A 16,097-nucleotide genomic window follows, 5' to 3' on the forward strand; every position below is an offset into this window, starting at 1 on the left:
AGTGTTTGAGGCGACCCAAATTCGGAGGCCCGCATTATGACACTCGCCAACAGCAAATTCGGCACCGCTCAACCCGTCAAACGGCGCGAGGACACGCGGTTTCTGACTGGCCATGGCCGCTATCTGGACGACACAGTGCCCAGCGGGGCGCTGTTCGCCTTCGTGTTCCGCTCCTCCGTGGCCCACGCCGAGATCACCGAGCTGGATATCACCGAAGCGGAAGCCGCAGACGGCGTGCATCTGGTCCTGACAGCTGACAGCTTCGAGGCCGCAGGTGGCACCAACAAAATGGGCGCGTCGATCATTTCCAACCGCGACGGCACCCAAGGTGCTGCCCCCGTGCGGCCCGTTCTGGCGACGGGGCGGGTGCGTTTCGTAGGTGAGCCGATTGCGATGATCGTGGCGGATACTCTGGAGCAGGCCAAGGACGCCGCCGAACTGATCGGCTTCGACTATGACGATCTGCCCGTACATATGGACGTCTCCGAAGGCGGCCCTGCCATCCACCCCGAGGCCCCCGACAATGTTGCCTACGATTGGGGCATCGGTGATGCGGAGAAAACCGACGCCGCATTCAAAGCCGCAGCCTTCACCACCAAGGTCGAGATCGGCGACAACCGGATCATCGCCAACTCCATGGAGCCGCGCGGCTGTTGGGCGGCGATCGAGGACGACCGTTTGCGCATGGAATACTCGGGCCAAGGGGTCTGGGGTCTGAAAGGCTCGCTCTCGTCCACGCTGGGGATCGACAAAACTGACGTGCATGTGACCACCCCCGACGTGGGTGGTGGCTTCGGGATGAAGGCCTTCGACTACCCCGAATATTTTATGGTCGCCCAAGCCGCCCGCACCCTTGGCCGCCCCGTGCGCTGGCAAGCGGACCGAACGGAGTCGATGCTGACCGACAATGCGGGCCGAGATCTGGTGTCCACAGCAGAACTGGCCTTTGATAAAAACCACAAGATTACCGCCTACCGCGTCAACGCGGTCAGCAACATGGGCGCGTATAATTCGACCTTCGCACAGTTCATCCAAAGCGATCTGGCGTCCAAGGTTTTGATGGGTGGCTATGACGTTCAGGCGGCGTATTTCTCGAACCAAGGGATCTACACCAACACCACCCAAGTCGACGCCTATCGCGGCGCGGGACGACCCGAGGCGATCTATGTGTTGGAACGCGCGCTAGACTACGCCGCGCGCGAATTGGGCGTGGATGCGATGGAGCTGCGGCGCAAGAACTTCATACCGGCGGACAAATTCCCCTACACCTCGGTCACCGGTGAACTCTATGACGTGGGCGACTTCCACAAGGTGCTGAACCGCACCGAGGTCGAGGCCGACATGGCGGGCTTCACCGCACGCAAAGCCACCTCAGCCAAGGCGGGTAAACTGCGCGGGCTTGGCGTGTGCTACTACATCGAAAGCATCCTCGGCAGCCCCGATGAGACCGCCCATGTGGAGTTCGCGGATACCGGCCGCGTTAACCTTTACGTAGGCACCCAAAGCAACGGTCAGGGCCACGAGACCGTCTATGCCCAGATGCTGCACGAATACACCGGCATCGACATCGACCTGATCGACGTCATCCAAGGCGACAGCGACCGTATCGCCACTGGCGGCGGCACGGGGGGATCACGATCGGTCACCACGCAAGGCACGGCGAACAAGGCGGTGGCGGAAAAGACCATCGAGACTTTCCGGCATTTTGTCGCTGAACAACTGGGCGCACACGAAGTCGCATTCGAGGACGGGGCATTCCGCGCCGAAAGCTCCAACACCGTGATGACCTTGATCGAAGCGGCGGACGCTGCCCGCAACGAGGGCCGCGACGACTTGCTCAACGTGACCGCCAGCACAACCCTGCCGGGCCGCTCTTACCCCAATGGCTGCCACGTGGCGGAAGTCGAAATCGACCCCGACACCGGCGTCACCGAGGTCGTGAAATACACCGTGGTCGATGATTTCGGCGTGCTGATGAACCCGATGATGGCCGAAGGCCAAGTGCATGGCGGCGTGGTGCAAGGCATCGGGCAGGCAATCAGCGAGCATGTGATCTACGACGAGGACGGCCAGCTTCTGACCGCCACCTTCATGGACTACGGGATGCCCCGCGCGGCGGATATGCCGATGATCGACTTCCACTCGGAGCCTGTGCCATCCACCGCCAACGTGCTTGGCATGAAAGGCTGCGGCGAGGCGGGAACCGTGGGGGCCTTGGCCGCCGTCGCGAACGCCGCGCTCGATGCCATGTGGGAACGCGGCGTGCGCCACGCGGACATGCCGTTCACCCCGCAGCGGGTCTGGCAAATGTTGGGCGGTACATAGATGTGTGACGCGTCAGGCACTGCTACCGGCACTGTCCAGATCGAAAACGCCCGCACCCGCGTGACCGAATGGCGGTTCAAGACACGCGGCGACAACACCGGCTGGCACAGGCATGAATACGACTACCTGGTGGTGCCGCTGTTCGACGGCGCGTTGGAAATCCGGCTGCCGGATGGCGAGGTGATCACCGCCCCAATGCAAAACGGCGTGCCATATTTCCGCGAGTTGGGCGCCGAGCATGACGTGCTCAGCGCCAATGATTTCGAGTGCGCGTTCATCGAGATCGAGTTTCTGGAAGACCCCCGCAATGACACGTGACCCGAACGGCAAACCCGACCTAGACGCCGCCTACGCACTGGAAACGCCAGACGATAACCGTAAGCTCTATGGCGACTGGGCCAAGACCTACGACAAAAGCTTTGCGCAAAACATGGACTACCAACTGCCCGACCATGTGGCACGGGTATTTGCGGAACTGGGCGGGTCCGGTCCGGTGCTGGATGTCGGCGCGGGTACGGGGCTGCTCGGCGAAGCGCTAAACCCGCGCAGTGACGTGGTGATCGACGCGCTGGATCTATCCGCGGATATGCTGGCAGTCGCTGGCCAGAAGGGTATCTACCGCACTTTGATCGAAGCCGACCTGACCAAGACCCTGCCGATTGAGCCTGAACAATATAGCGGCATAGTCAGCTCCGGCACCTTCACCCACGGGCATGTCGGGCCGGACGCTTTGGACAAGCTGATCGCCCTCGCGCGCCCTGATGCGCTGTTCGTCCTGTCGGTCAACGCGGAGCATTTCGAGGCGCGCGGCTTCGCGGCAAAGTTCGACGCGCTCGCCCCCAAGATCACCGGCTACCATATCCAAACTGTGTCGATCTACGGCGCGCAGGGTGACCGCGCCCACACCAGTGACAAAGGCCATCTGGCTGTGTTCCGTCGGGCGTAACATGCATGAATAATATGTGAAGCACCTTGACTGGAAGCCGTTCTCGGGTCCTCCTAGGATTATTAAAAGGTTCGAATTGGAGTGAGTAACGTGCGCTGGTATAAGGGAATGGAAAGGCTTGGCGGATATGTCCGCCCCATGTCTGACCGTCTCAAATCCCTCGTAGGCTTTGGCCCCGCCCCGCGTTCGGTGCATCCCAAAGGCACCCGCGGTCCAGTCACCCACGTGATCATCCTCGACGGAACCATGTCCACCTTGGAAAGCGGGTTCGAGACTCATGCGGGCATGACCTTCCGGCTGTTGTCGGAGATGGCCCCGAACAAAGCGCTGTCGCTGAAATACGAGTCCGGCATTCAGTGGCAGGGGTTGCGCCGCGCGATAGACATCATGGCGGGCGTCGGCATCAACCGCCAGATCCGCAACGCTTACGGCTTCATCGCCTCGCGCTACCGCCCCGGTGACCGCATCTTCCTGTTCGGCTATTCGCGCGGGGCCTATGCCGTGCGCAGCCTTGCGGGCGTCATTGATCAGGTCGGTCTGCTGCGCGCCGACTGCGCTACTGAGCGCAACGTGCGCCAAGCCTACCGCCACTACCGCAGAAGCCCGACCTCGAAGGCCTGCAAGGCGTTTCACGAACAGCATTGTCACAAGGAAGCCAATATCGAGATGATTGGCATCTGGGACACCGTCCGCGCCTTGGGCTTCCGCGCGCCGTTTCTGTGGCGGTTTTCTCCGGTGGAGCATGAATTTCACAACCACTCGCTTGGCTGTGCGGTCAAGAATGGCTTCCACGCGTTGGCCCTCAACGAAACCCGCCGCGTATTCGAGCCAGTGATGTGGGAAAGCCGTGAAGGCTTTAAGGGCGTGTTGGAACAGGTCTGGTTCAAAGGCGCGCATGGCGATGTGGGCGGCCATCTGATGGGCTACGACAAGGCGCGGCCCTTGGCCAATATCTCGCTCGTCTGGATGCTGGAGAAAGCCGAAACCTGTGGCCTGCCCCTGCCCGATGACTGGCGCGCACGCTTCCCGCGCGACGTCGAAGCCCCGTCTGTGGGCACGTGGCGGCACTGGGGCAAACTGTTCTGGCAAAGGCGCGCCCGCGTCGTCGGTCGTGACCCGTCAGAGCGGTTGCACCCAAGCGTGGTCAACAGCCCGCAAGGCTTCGTGCCCGCCAGCAAGGCGCAGCTCAAAGCTGCCTCGCGCGGCTAAAGCTCGGTGCGCACGCGCCACAACTCCGGAAACAACTCCACCTCCAGCATCCGCTTCAGGTAGCTGACACCCCCCGTCCCGCCTGTCCCGCGCTTGAAGCCAATCACCCGCTCGACCGTGGTGACGTGGTTGAAGCGCCAGCGGCGGAAGTAGTCCTCGAAATCCACCAGCTTCTCGGCCAGCTCATATAGCGCCCAATGCGCCTGCGGGTCGCGATACACCACCGCCCAAGCCGCCATCACCCCGTCGCTAAATGCATGCGTGCCAGACACATCGCGGTCCAGCACCTCCTGCGGCACCGCAAGCCCCGCCCGCGCCAAAGCCCGCACGGCCTCGTCATAAAGCGACGGCTGCGCCAGTTCCGCCGTGATCTTCTCCATAATATCCGCGCGATGCGCGTGCGGCTTGACCATCGCGGGGTTGCGGTTGCCCACGGCGAACTCGATCAGCCGATATTGCCATGACTGAAACCCGGACGACTGCCCCAGATCATCCCGAAACGCCGTATATTCGCTGGGCGTCATGGTCCGCAGCACGTCCCACGCGTTGTTCAACTGCTCGAATATCTTCGCCACACGGCTCAGCATCTTGAACGCAGGCTGCAACTGATCGGACCGAATGGCCGCCCGCGCAGCACCAATCTCATGCAAGGCCAGCCGCATCCACAACTCGGACGTCTGGTGCTGGATGATAAACAGCATTTCGTCATGCGTCTGCGTCAGGCACTCTTGCGCGCCCAACACCATGTCCAGCCGAAGGTAGTCGTTATACGACATCCGCCCGTCAAAACGCATCTGCGCGCCCTCCTCGGCGGGGTCATACGGCGTGTCCGTGGTCATAAACTCATGCTCCTGAAAGTGGCAGTTGCCGCATGGTATCCCTCTGCCGCGCCACTGCAACCCAAGCCTTGCGCGATGTGACAGCCGATCCAAGGCACCAGGACCTATCTCGTTGACGCCCCACGCATCCGCAGCCAAGCTCAAGCAACCTCAGCCTGGGAGATGCACACCATGGAAACAGTCAAATTCACCGCCATGAAAGACGGCGACAAGGAAGACTACGACTTCCTGACCCACCACGAGGCCGAATACACCAAAGGCACCGCCGACCGCTTGCTCACAGCACTGGTCTCGCTGGATGAAAGCCTGTCAGGCTATCAGATCACCCGCCTCGGGCACTCCTTGCAATCCGCCACGCGGGCAGAACGCGACGGAGCAGACACCGACTGGATCGTCTCCACCCTGCTCCATGACATCGGCGACATTTTCGCGCCCTACAACCACGACGAATACGCCGCCACCATCCTGAAACCCTTCGTGCGCGAGCAATGCGTATGGGTGGTCGAAAAACACGGCGACTTCCAGATGATCTACTTTGGCGAACATGTCGGCGCCGACCCGCACAAGCGCGACGCCTACAAAGGCCACCCCTATTTCGACGACTGCGCCACCTTCTGCGAACGCTGGGACCAAGCCAGCTTTGACCCCGCCTATGACACTCTGCCGCTGGACCATTTCCGCGCACGGGTGCACGAGGTGTTCGCCCGAACCCCCTATGATCCCGCCGTGATTCGCGCGGGCGAAAGGGAGCCGCTGACTGCATAGCCCCTTTTCCTTCGCCGCCCCGTTCGGTAGATGATCTTCAACCCCATATGAGGACGAAGATCATGGCGATGGAAAAAACATTTAACGCGACCGAAGCCGAAAGCCGCCTGTATGCGGCTTGGGAAGCGGCGGGCTGCTTCACCGCAGGTGCCAACGCCAAGCGCGCCGAAACCTTCAGCATCATGATCCCTCCCCCCAACGTCACCGGCGTCCTGCACATGGGTCACGCCTTCAACAATACGTTGCAGGACATCCTGATCCGCTGGAAGCGGATGCAGGGCTACGACACTTTGTGGCAGGCAGGCACGGACCACGCAGGCATCGCCACCCAGATGGTGGTGGAGCGCGAATTGGCCAAAGAGGGCAAGAAACGCACCGACATGACCCGCCCCGAATTTCTGGAGCATGTCTGGGCGTGGAAAGAGCAGTCCGGCGGCACCATCCGCGACCAACTGAAACGCCTCGGCGCGTCGTGTGATTGGTCGCGCGAAGCCTTCACCATGTCCGGCAACTTCCCCGACGCGGTGATCAAAGTCTTCGTCGAGATGTATAACAAAGGCCTGATCTATCGCGGCAAACGCCTCGTCAACTGGGACCCGCATTTCGAGACCGCGATCTCCGATCTGGAGGTCGAGAATATCGAGACGCCCGGCCATATGTGGCACTTCAAATACCCGCTGGCGGGCGGCGAAACCTATGAATATGTCGAGAAGGACGAGGACGGCAACGTCACCCTGCGCGAAACCCGCGACTACATCTCAATTGCCACCACACGGCCTGAGACCATGCTGGGCGACGGCGCAGTTGCGGTTCATCCAACAGATGAGCGTTATGCGCCAATCGTAGGAAAACTCTGCGAAATTCCCGTTGGCCCGAAAGAGCATCGCCGACTGATCCCGATCATCACCGACGAATACCCTGACAAGGATTTCGGCTCCGGCGCGGTGAAAATCACCGGCGCGCATGACTTCAACGACTACCAGGTCGCCAAGCGCGGCGGCATCCCGATGTATAACCTGATGGACACCAAAGGCGCGATGCGCACCGATGGCCGCCCCTACGCCGAAGAAGCCGCCATAGCCCAAGCGATCGCCACTGGCGAGCGCGAGTTTGGCGAGCGTATGGTCGCCCGCATGAACCTCGTCCCCGACGCCTATCGCGGCATGGACCGGTTCGAGGCCCGCAAAGCCGTGGTCGAGGATATCACCAACGAAGGTTTGGCCGTCATGGTCACCGTCCCCGTGATCGACGAAGAGGACGGGCAGGAAAGCTCCGAACTGGTCCCTTACGTCGAGAGCAAGCCGATCATGCAGCCCTTCGGCGACCGCTCGAAGGTGGTGATCGAGCCGATGTTGACCGACCAGTGGTTTGTGGAAACCGACAAGATCGTCGGCCCCGCGCTGGACGCGGTGCGCAACGGTGACGTGAAGATCATGCCGGACAGCGGCGAGAAGGTGTATTTCCACTGGCTGGAAAACATCGAGCCTTGGTGCATTTCCCGCCAGCTGTGGTGGGGCCATCAAATCCCCGTCTGGTACGGCTTCGACCTGAATGCCGCAGGCTTCAAGGATGACGAAGGCAACGGCGATCTGGATGCGGTGGAGATTGGCCGTTTGCTCAGCAACGAGGCCATCGCCGCCAACCCCGATGTGCATCACTGCGCGACGGAGTTCGACGGCGTGACCGGACAATTCGAGGACATTCTGGCAAAGCTGCCAACGCCGCTGAACCACGCGCGCCCCGTTGAAGTCGAGGATCGCGGCGAGGCGCTGCACCTGTTCGCCACCGGTCTGGCCGAATACAACGTCACGCAAGACCCGACCAAACTGGTCTACCCGATCTGGCGCGACGCGGATGTGCTGGACACGTGGTTCTCGTCCGGCCTCTGGCCCATCGGCACGCTCGGCTGGCCCGAACAGACGCCGGAACTGGCGAAATACTTCCCGACCTCCACCTTGGTCACAGGGCAGGACATCCTGTTCTTCTGGGTCGCCCGCATGATGATGATGCAACTGGCGGTTGTGGACCAAATCCCGTTCGACACGGTCTACCTGCACGGGCTGGTGCGCGACGCCAAAGGCAAGAAAATGTCGAAATCCACCGGCAACGTGGTCGACCCACTGGAGATCATCGACGAGTATGGCGCCGACGCCCTGCGCTTCACCAACGCGGCCATGGCGTCGCTCGGCGGCGTGCTGAAAATGGACATGCAACGCATCGCAGGCTACCGCAACTTCGGCACCAAACTGTGGAACGCCGTGCGCTTCGCCGAGATGAACGAGGCCTACGGTTTGCCCGACACAAAGCCGACGCAAAGCCGACGCCCCGCAGACCTCGAATTTACGGTCAACAAATGGATCCTCGGCGAGACCGCCAAGGTCCGGATGGAGGTCGACCACGCGCTCGAAAACTACCGCTTCAACGACGCCGCCGACGCCCTTTACCGCTTCGTCTGGGGCAAGGTGTGCGACTGGTATGTGGAGTTCTCCAAGCCCCTCCTGCTCGACGGAACCGACGCCGAAAAGGCCGAGACCCGCGCGACAATGGCATGGGTTCTGGACCAATGCATGATCCTGCTGCACCCGATCATGCCGTTTATCACCGAAGAGCTTTGGGGCGCCACCGCCAAGCGCGACGCCATGCTTGTCCATCAAGATTGGCCCACCTATGGCGCTGAATTAGTTGACAAATCTGCGGATGCGGAAATGAACTGGGTGATCTCCCTGATCGACACCGTTCGCTCTGCGCGCGGCGAAATGCACGTGCCTGCGGGCTTGAAAGTGCCGTTGGTTCAGGTCGATCTGGACGCCGCAGGCCGCACCGCTTTCGCTAATAACGAGGCCCTGATCCTGAAGCTCGCCCGTATCGAAGGTGTCACCGAAGGCCCCGCGCCGAAAGGCTCAGTCACCATCCCCGTCGCCGGTGGCAGCTTCGCGCTGCCGCTGGCGGGTATCATCGACGTGGACGCGGAGAAAACGCGGCTGGAGAAAACTTTAGGTAAACTGGCCAAGGAGTTAGGCGGTCTGCGAGGTCGCCTAAACAATCCCAAATTCGCCGAAAGCGCCCCCCCCGAGGTCGTGGAGGAAGCCCGCGAAAACCTCGCCGCGCGTGAGGAAGAAGAAGGCAAACTGAAAGCTGCTCTCGCAAGGTTGGCTGAATTGGGATGACGCCCCGTCTCCATTTGGTCTTAAATACTCAAACTCCTGCACCCGAATAAGACGCGGCGATTTGAGTATTTTTAACCAAATGGAAACAGGAATCGCGCCTAACTGAAAGTCCGGTACAGGCTGGAGAGCCGATGACCGGACCGGATGGAGACCGCCAGGCGCGATCTTCGGAGCGCGGCTGGGGGCGACCTCAGCCGCCTCTTACTTTTCGGATTTCGCCATGCCCCGCATGACTGCCGCCATTTGATCCTGTTTGCCGATCAGCGCGGCCTGCTCAACAGACTCCGCCATTAGAATGCTCGATGTCGTGCCCGTTTGTGCCTCCGCGATCAGCCGTTTCGCGGCACGAACTGCGCTTGGGCTTTGCGCGGCGATTTGTTTTGCAAGCTCCATTGCGCGCGCCAGTGGGTCTTCACAGACCTCTGTGACCAGCCCATAAGCAAGCGCCTGCTCCGCCTCCACGATCTCGGCTGTGTAGGTGAGTCTACGCAACACATCGTCGCGCAGCACCTGTGGGAACAGTGTCATGCCGCCCATGTCGGGCACCAGACCCCATTTCATTTCCATGATCGACAGCTTGGTCTCCAACGCGGCCACGCGGATATCGGCGCCAATCGCCAATTGCATTCCGGCACCAAAACAAACCCCGTGAAGTGCCGCAATGACCGGCACCTCCAGCTTACGCCACGCGAGGGAGAACTCCTGAAACCGGTTGGCATCTCCATGGGTGCGGCGAATGATCAGCTCATCCATGTCTTGACCCAGAAGGCTGGACAGCGAGGCAATATCGATCCCTGCGCAGAACGCCCGCCCCTCGCCCGACAGGACGACGCAGTTCACATCTGCACCGCGCAGAGCATCGGCAGCAGCAAGAACCTCGTCCAGCATGTCTAGGGAGATGGCGTTCATCTTATCGGGACGATTCAACGTGACCCGTGCAATGCCGTCGGCGATATCTGTTGTAACCAAGCTCATGACGCAAAGCGTAGCCGCAAGGACTGGGGCAGGCCAGTGTTACCTAACGATACGTTCAACTGCGCGCATCATGCCCAGTGCCTTGTCAAAGACAAGCTCCAGAATGACCCGTGGTTTGCGGGCTTTGATAGCGATCGGCACCGCGCGGCTAGCACCGGTAGCTAGAGTTGCAGCCATGAAGCCGCGGCGTGTGAGGTGTGGCATGGATAAACCCTCCGTTCTTCTTAGGTGGGGATCCGCGCGCCCACTTGCAAGCAATGCCAAAACACGGTCAAACTCTGACGCATGAACAGACCGCCCCTAACCCCGCTTGCCGACAGCCTTCCTGCCTCCGTTCCATTCGTGGGGCCTGAGGCTCTGGAGCGGGCCAGCGGAAACGCGTTCAAAGCCCGCCTTGGTGCGAATGAAAGCGTTTTTGGCCCTTCACCCAAAGCGATTGCCGCAATGAAGATCGCCGCCTCCGAGGTTTGGCAATATGGCGACCCCGAGAGCTACGACCTGCGCCAAGCGCTGGCTGTGCATCATGGCATCGCGCCCGAAAATGTCATGTTGGGCGAGGGCATCGATGCTCTGTTAGGGTATCTGGTGCGGCTTTACGTTGAGCACGGCACTGCCGTTGTGACCTCCGCTGGTGCCTACCCGACGTTCAACTACCACGTCGCCGGTTTTGGCGGCAATCTGCACACGGTCCCCTACCGCGACGACCACGAAGACCCTGACGCACTGCTGGCAAAAGCCCGCGAAACCGGCGCGCGGCTGATCTATTTTGCCAACCCCGACAACCCGATGGGCAGTTGGCATGACGCGGTGGCAGTGCAGCGGATGATCGACGCGGTGCCGGACGACTGTCTGTTGATTCTGGACGAGGCCTATATCGAGCTTGCCCCAAGTGGCACAGCACCGGCGCTCGACATGTCCAATCCCAACGTGATCCGTATGCGCACCTTCTCCAAGGGGCACGGCATGGCAGGTGCGCGGGTGGGCTATGCGTTGGGCGAGGCCGAAAACATCAGCGCCTTCAACAAAATACGCAACCATTTCGGTATGTGCCGGATCAGCCAAGCAGGCGCTTTGGCCGCCTTGCGCGATCAGGACTACCTGTCCGACATCAGTGCCAAGGTGGCCGCGTCCCGTGACCGGATTGCGAAAATCGGGCGTGACAACGGACTGACACCCCTGCCCTCGGCCACCAACTTTGTCGCTGTGGATTGCGGTAAGGATGGCGACTACGCCCGCAAGGTGCTCGCCGGATTGCTGGATCAGGGCTTGTTCGTCAGGATGCCCTTCGTGGCCCCGCAAGACCGTGCCATCCGCATCAGTTGCGGCAGCGATCAGGACATGAAGCTGCTGGAATCCGCCCTGCCGAAAGCGCTGGCCGCCGCCGGATAACGCAAACGCGACTGTTCTTTGCCAAAAGCCACGCTAGGCTAAGGGAGGAGAAAGGACGCGCCCATGTCACAGCCACCCGGTCGGGTCGAGGATTACACCAAGCCGTTTCTGGTCATGGCCTATGTGGTCCTGTTCTCAGGGCTGTTCATACTCTGGGCGGCGTTCGGATACGCGATATCGCTGCTCACCAGCCTGTTTTTGCATGTGATTTTGCAGAAAATCCCAAAGCGCGACTAGCTACTTCCCCGCGCAAACCCGTGCCGCCGCCGCCAAAGCCCCGTCGCCATGGGGGATGTTCAACGCCTTCAGTCCTGCATCAATCGAGCCGAGCGTGCCCATCAGCATATGTATGTTCACGTGACCCATATGGCCGATGCGGAAGAAGCCGTCGGACATCGGGTCATCTTCGGTCGCCATTCCAAGGCCGATGCCCAACGTAAGCCCTGCCTGTTCGATCAACCAATTGCGCAACTCGGTGCCATGTGGGGCGCCGATCCGCAGCGACGTCACCGCGTTGCTGCGCGCCGCCGGATCAGTGATGTTCAGCTCCAGCGGGCCACCTTGTCCCCAAGCGTCACATGCCGCCCACAAACCCCGCGCCAGCGTCGCGTGGCGGGCCAGCACATTCTCCAGACCTTCTTCGTGGACGATCATGTCGAGCGCTACACGCAAGCCGTAAAGATGGTGGGTTGGCGCTGTGCCACAGGACATCTGGTAATAGCCTTCGGGATTGGCCCGCGGATGCCAGTCCCAGTAGCCCGAAACGCGCTCCATCTTTTGGCGCACGGCGGCGGCCTTGTCGTTAAAGAACACGAAACACATGCCGGGCGGTACCATCAGCCCTTTCTGACTTCCGGTCACCGCCACATCAACGCCCCACGCATCCATCTGCATGTCATCGCAGCCAAGGCACGCAATGCTGTCGACGATCATCAAGGCCGGATGCCCCGCCGCGTCCATAGCTTTTCGAATAGCCGCGAGGTCGGACTTGGCAGAGCTGGCGGTGTCGGTTTGCACCACCAGTACGGCCTTGATCTCGTGGCCGCTATCAGCCCGCAACGCGTCTTCAACGGCTTGCGGGTCAATCGGCGCACGGCGACCGAAATCAAGCTGCTCCACGACCAGCCCGCGCTTGCGTGCGGTTTCGGCCCAGCCGATGGAAAACTGCGCGCCCCCCGGCACCAGAACCTTGTCGCCAAGAGCCAGCACATTGGCCAGCGACGCCTCCCACGCGGCATGACCATTGCCGACATACATCGCGACATGGCCACTGGTCTTCGCCACAGCCTTCAGGTCAGGGACCAGCGAATAAGTCATGTCGATCAACTCGCCCGTATAGATGTTCGGCGCGGGGCGGTGCATCGCCTGCAACACGCGATCTGGCATCACTGAAGGGCCGGGAATGGCCAGCGTATGACGGCCATGGGACAGGTTGGGCAAATTGGACATGAAACAGGCCTTTTGGAAACCAGAGCAACGACTTGACCCCAAGAGGTAGAGCCGTCCGCAGGGGCCGTCAATTCGCTATCAGTTATGCGGCGGATCAGCCTTTGTGATAGCGCTTGGACAACTCTTCAGGATCAGCCCCGAAGCTGTAACGCGTCAAAGTGCCGAAATTGCGCAGGCTTTGACGAAGCCAGCCGTTTTGCACGTAGCGTTCCGCGCCTGTGGCAGCAAAAGTATCCAACAGCCGGATGCGCCCCTTCAAAGCCCGCGCCATGGCGACGTCCTCCATCAAGGGCTGATCTGGGTAGCCGCCGGAATAGTCGTATAAATCACGCGACATTAGCAAACCTTGGTCGCCGTAAGGCAGGTTCAGCGCAGCGCTGCGCAGGTTCGCCCATGACGCAACGATCCGCGGGGCCAGCCCCTTGGCGCGAAACCGCAATCGGAACGCCGCTGCAAGATTAGGATGCCCTATGCGGTGAACGGCGGCGGCCCCGACCCAATCGGGGGGCAGATGCGTGTCGGCATGCAGAAACAACAGCCACTCACCCTTTGCGGCTTCGGCACCTCGGTGCAGCTGCCCGCCACGCCCCTTCGCGCCACTCACCACGACCGCTCCCGCTGCTTCCGCGACCTCAAGCGTCGCGTCCGTGCTACCCCCGTCCGAGACGATCAAATCTCGGATCATCCCCCTCTCCAACCCCGGCATCAAAGCGTTCAGGGTCTCCGGCAGCTCGGCCGCCGCATTCAGGGTTGGGATCACGATGGAAAACGGTGCAGACATATCGGGGCTGTTATACCCACCCCCGCCTCCTATATGACAGAGCAAAGAGGACATGGAGAACCAAATGCCAGACACCACACGCATGTTGATCGAAGTGAGCGGCGGGGATCGGGTGGATTTCCTGCAAGGGCTTGTCACCAATGATCTGGCCAAGCTGTCGGACGGCATTGTCTATGTCGCATTGCTAACCCCGCAGGGCAAGTTTCAGGTGGATTTCTTTCTGGTGCCTTGGAAGGATGCGATCCTGATCGACGTCGCTGCACCCTATGGCGAGGCGCTGATGCGGCGGCTGACCTTCTACAAACTGCGCGCCGATGTGAAGCTGCACGAATTGAAGGTCGATGTGACACGCGGAGTGGACAATATCCCGGATGGTGCCTTTGCTGATCCGCGCCATGAAGCCCTTGGCTGGCGCGCCTACGGGCCGGGCTTTGCATTTGAAGAACAGGCCGACGTGGATTGGGACGCGATCCGCGTGGCGCATTGCATCCCCGAGATGGGCATAGAGCTGGTCGCCGATGACAGTTTCATTCTGGAAATGGGGTTCGAGCGGCTGAACGGCGTCGATTTCCGCAAGGGCTGCTATGTCGGTCAGGAGGTCACCGCGCGCATGAAGCACAAGACCGAGCTGCGCAAAGGGCTGGCCTTGGTCAACATCGACGGCGAAGCCCCTGTCGGCACGCCAATCGACGCCCATAACAAGGCTGTCGGCACGCTCTATACCCAGTCCGGCGGGCAGGCGATTGCCTATCTGCGCTTTGACCGCGCCACCGAGGGCATGACAGCCGGCGATGCCCGTGTGGACTACGTGCGGGACTGACGCGGCAGCGCTTGCCACCAGAAGCACCCATTAGGAGTCTTGGATTTTCAAAATCCTGACGTGCTTTTTGACCTCTTCGCGAACCTCACCGAAGCTGCGCAACCCCCGCGCTTCCAGTATCGGCATCAGCGCCACCAGAACCTGCGCGGTGGCCATCGCGTCACCCAATGCGGTGTGCCGCAACTCCGAAGGGATTTCGACCGATAGCCGGTCGCAAATCGCATCCAACGTGTGCTCGGACGACCCCCCGAATACCACCGCCGACAGGTGAACGGTATCAAGGACCGGATTGTCGAACCGAGGCGCGTCCTTAGCCTGCTCGCGGTGCAAAAACGCCATATCAAACGGCGCGTTATGGGCGACAATGACAGAGCCTTGTGCAAAGCGATGAAAGGCAGCGCGCGCCTGCGGGAAAGCTGGCGCATCGGCAACCATCGCATCATCGACATGATGCACTTTGGTCGAGCTTGGCGGAATCGGGCGGCCCGGATTAACCAAAGTCTCGAACCTCTCGGTCGCAACGATCTTGCCGTTCACAACACGCACCGCGCCCAATTGCACGACATCATCTTTGGCAGGATCCAGTCCCGTCGTCTCGCTGTCAAACACCACGAAAGTCAGATCGCGCATTGCGGTCTCGTTCGGGTCGCTAGACTGCGTTTTCTCAAACAAGTCAAAGTCATAGACCAACGGGCGCTCAGCATGAGGTGCAAGCGGCTCCAGCATCAACGTGTAGCTTTCGTCGGCTTCGAACAGGCGGATATGGCCGGAATAGATCGCCCCGCAATGGCCCTTGATCGCGATCTCGCGCCGAATGGCGCCGTCGGCCTTCATCTGCGAGAGGGTTTCAAGAAGCGACGATTTCTCAAGGTAGTCAAAGACCGAACCGTTCAAGCGAACCGGTGCTTCGCGCTCCATCAGTTCAGCCGCCTGCCCGTCATACAAAACGATCTGGTGGTCGCGCGTCGCAACAATCACCGCGACGGGAATGTCAGACAAGATACGCAACAGCTGCACGCGCTGGTACTCCAGCCGCGCTGTATTCTGCGCCACCGTTTCGGCGGTCGCCTTGCTGGCCTGTCCAAGCTTTTGCTGAATGGCCGAGGCCGCAGGGGCCAGATCGCCCAGATACTGCGCCGTGCGTGCGTCAATTTCGGCAACCACATCCGCATTGGCTCGCACGCGAAACTGCGCGGCCAGATGCTCGATCGGCTTGCTGACATTCTCGTCGAACAACCGCCAGACAAAGGTCGCCAGCGCCAGCAACCCGAACCCTGAGACAATGGCCACCGTCGCAAAGGCCGACATCGCGGAGGGGTCGCCCAATTGCCGATACCCCAGCCAGAGTGCGCCTAGAACCACTGCCAACCCGCCGAAGCCGATCAGACAGAAGAACAAAAAGATGCGCAGTCGGAGGCTGAGATGCGTCATG

The 16,097-nt window shown here is 60.9% G+C and carries 15 protein-coding genes; 9 read left to right on the forward strand and 6 right to left on the reverse strand.

The genetic code is table 11. The features are described 5' to 3' along the window. Nucleotides 1–36: 36 nt before the first annotated feature. The 4 genes from BDE40_RS08950 to BDE40_RS08965 all read left to right on the forward strand — a co-directional run bounded on the left by BDE40_RS08950 (nucleotide 37) and on the right by BDE40_RS08965 (nucleotide 4,480). Complete coding sequence (locus BDE40_RS08950) at nucleotides 37–2,325, forward strand: xanthine dehydrogenase family protein molybdopterin-binding subunit (protein WP_134014237.1); 2,289 nt, start codon at nucleotides 37–39, stop codon at nucleotides 2,323–2,325. Continuing rightward, nucleotides 2,326–2,643 carry a cupin domain-containing protein gene (locus BDE40_RS08955; RefSeq protein WP_134014238.1) on the forward strand — a complete coding sequence of 106 codons (318 nt, stop codon included), beginning with the start codon at nucleotides 2,326–2,328 and terminating at the stop codon, nucleotides 2,641–2,643. It begins immediately after the preceding gene. After that, nucleotides 2,633–3,271, forward strand: coding sequence for a class I SAM-dependent DNA methyltransferase (locus BDE40_RS08960; protein WP_134014239.1), 639 nt, complete (start codon nucleotides 2,633–2,635; stop codon nucleotides 3,269–3,271). The genes BDE40_RS08955 and BDE40_RS08960 overlap by 11 nt, the downstream gene beginning before the upstream one ends. Before the next feature lie 138 nt (nucleotides 3,272–3,409). Next, nucleotides 3,410–4,480 carry a DUF2235 domain-containing protein gene (locus tag BDE40_RS08965; protein WP_134014240.1) on the forward strand — a complete coding sequence of 357 codons (1,071 nt, stop codon included), beginning with the start codon at nucleotides 3,410–3,412 and terminating at the stop codon, nucleotides 4,478–4,480. On the opposite strand, the gene kynA is transcribed toward BDE40_RS08965, so the two are convergent. Continuing rightward, nucleotides 4,477–5,319, reverse strand: a complete 843-nt coding sequence (gene kynA / locus BDE40_RS08970; RefSeq protein WP_134014241.1) for a tryptophan 2,3-dioxygenase — start codon at nucleotides 5,317–5,319, stop codon at nucleotides 4,477–4,479. The genes BDE40_RS08965 and kynA overlap by 4 nt on opposite strands. A 171-nt stretch (nucleotides 5,320–5,490) precedes the next feature. Between kynA and BDE40_RS08975 the strand changes: the two genes are divergently transcribed. Continuing rightward, complete coding sequence (locus BDE40_RS08975; RefSeq protein WP_134014242.1) at nucleotides 5,491–6,084, forward strand: HD domain-containing protein; 594 nt, start codon at nucleotides 5,491–5,493, stop codon at nucleotides 6,082–6,084. 62 nt (nucleotides 6,085–6,146) lie between these two features. After that, a complete protein-coding gene (locus BDE40_RS08980; protein ID WP_134014243.1) occupies nucleotides 6,147–9,251 on the forward strand; it encodes a valine--tRNA ligase in 3,105 nt (1,034 codons plus the stop codon). 201 nt (nucleotides 9,252–9,452) lie between these two features. Here the strand turns inward: BDE40_RS08980 and BDE40_RS08985 are convergent, their stop codons facing one another. Beyond that, nucleotides 9,453–10,226 carry a crotonase/enoyl-CoA hydratase family protein gene (locus tag BDE40_RS08985; protein ID WP_134014244.1) on the reverse strand — a complete coding sequence of 258 codons (774 nt, stop codon included), beginning with the start codon at nucleotides 10,224–10,226 and terminating at the stop codon, nucleotides 9,453–9,455. A 39-nt stretch (nucleotides 10,227–10,265) separates the two neighbouring features. Then, nucleotides 10,266–10,430 carry a Tat pathway signal protein gene (locus BDE40_RS08990; RefSeq protein ID WP_134014245.1) on the reverse strand — a complete coding sequence of 55 codons (165 nt, stop codon included), beginning with the start codon at nucleotides 10,428–10,430 and terminating at the stop codon, nucleotides 10,266–10,268. 81 nt (nucleotides 10,431–10,511) lie between these two features. Here BDE40_RS08990 and BDE40_RS08995 point away from each other — a divergent pair, with 81 nt between their 5' ends. Together BDE40_RS08995 and BDE40_RS18210 are read left to right on the forward strand one after the other, a co-directional pair. Beyond that, nucleotides 10,512–11,615: a pyridoxal phosphate-dependent aminotransferase gene (locus tag BDE40_RS08995; protein WP_134014246.1), complete on the forward strand. Its 1,104-nt coding sequence runs from the start codon at nucleotides 10,512–10,514 to the stop codon at nucleotides 11,613–11,615. 63 nt (nucleotides 11,616–11,678) lie between these two features. Beyond that, nucleotides 11,679–11,852, forward strand: coding sequence for a hypothetical protein (locus BDE40_RS18210; RefSeq protein ID WP_162848065.1), 174 nt, complete (start codon nucleotides 11,679–11,681; stop codon nucleotides 11,850–11,852). Here the strand turns inward: BDE40_RS18210 and BDE40_RS09000 are convergent, their stop codons facing one another. Next, nucleotides 11,853–13,064: a pyridoxal-phosphate-dependent aminotransferase family protein gene (locus tag BDE40_RS09000; RefSeq protein WP_134014247.1), complete on the reverse strand. Its 1,212-nt coding sequence runs from the start codon at nucleotides 13,062–13,064 to the stop codon at nucleotides 11,853–11,855. Between the two features lie 94 nt (nucleotides 13,065–13,158). Continuing rightward, nucleotides 13,159–13,845 carry a TIGR04283 family arsenosugar biosynthesis glycosyltransferase gene (locus BDE40_RS09005; protein WP_134014248.1) on the reverse strand — a complete coding sequence of 229 codons (687 nt, stop codon included), beginning with the start codon at nucleotides 13,843–13,845 and terminating at the stop codon, nucleotides 13,159–13,161. 64 nt (nucleotides 13,846–13,909) lie between these two features. On the opposite strand from BDE40_RS09005, the gene ygfZ reads away from it, so the two are divergent. Continuing rightward, a complete protein-coding gene (gene ygfZ / locus BDE40_RS09010; RefSeq protein ID WP_134014249.1) occupies nucleotides 13,910–14,665 on the forward strand; it encodes a CAF17-like 4Fe-4S cluster assembly/insertion protein YgfZ in 756 nt (251 codons plus the stop codon). A 30-nt stretch (nucleotides 14,666–14,695) separates the two neighbouring features. Here the strand turns inward: ygfZ and BDE40_RS09015 are convergent, their stop codons facing one another. Next, entirely contained in the window at nucleotides 14,696–16,096 is a 1,401-nt protein-coding gene (locus BDE40_RS09015) for a 3'-5' exonuclease (RefSeq protein WP_134014250.1), read from the reverse strand. Nucleotide 16,097: the final 1 nt, after the last annotated feature.

This window comes from Litoreibacter halocynthiae (assembly GCF_004365635.1).
In the GTDB taxonomy this organism is placed as follows: Bacteria; Pseudomonadota; Alphaproteobacteria; order Rhodobacterales; family Rhodobacteraceae; genus Litoreibacter; species Litoreibacter halocynthiae.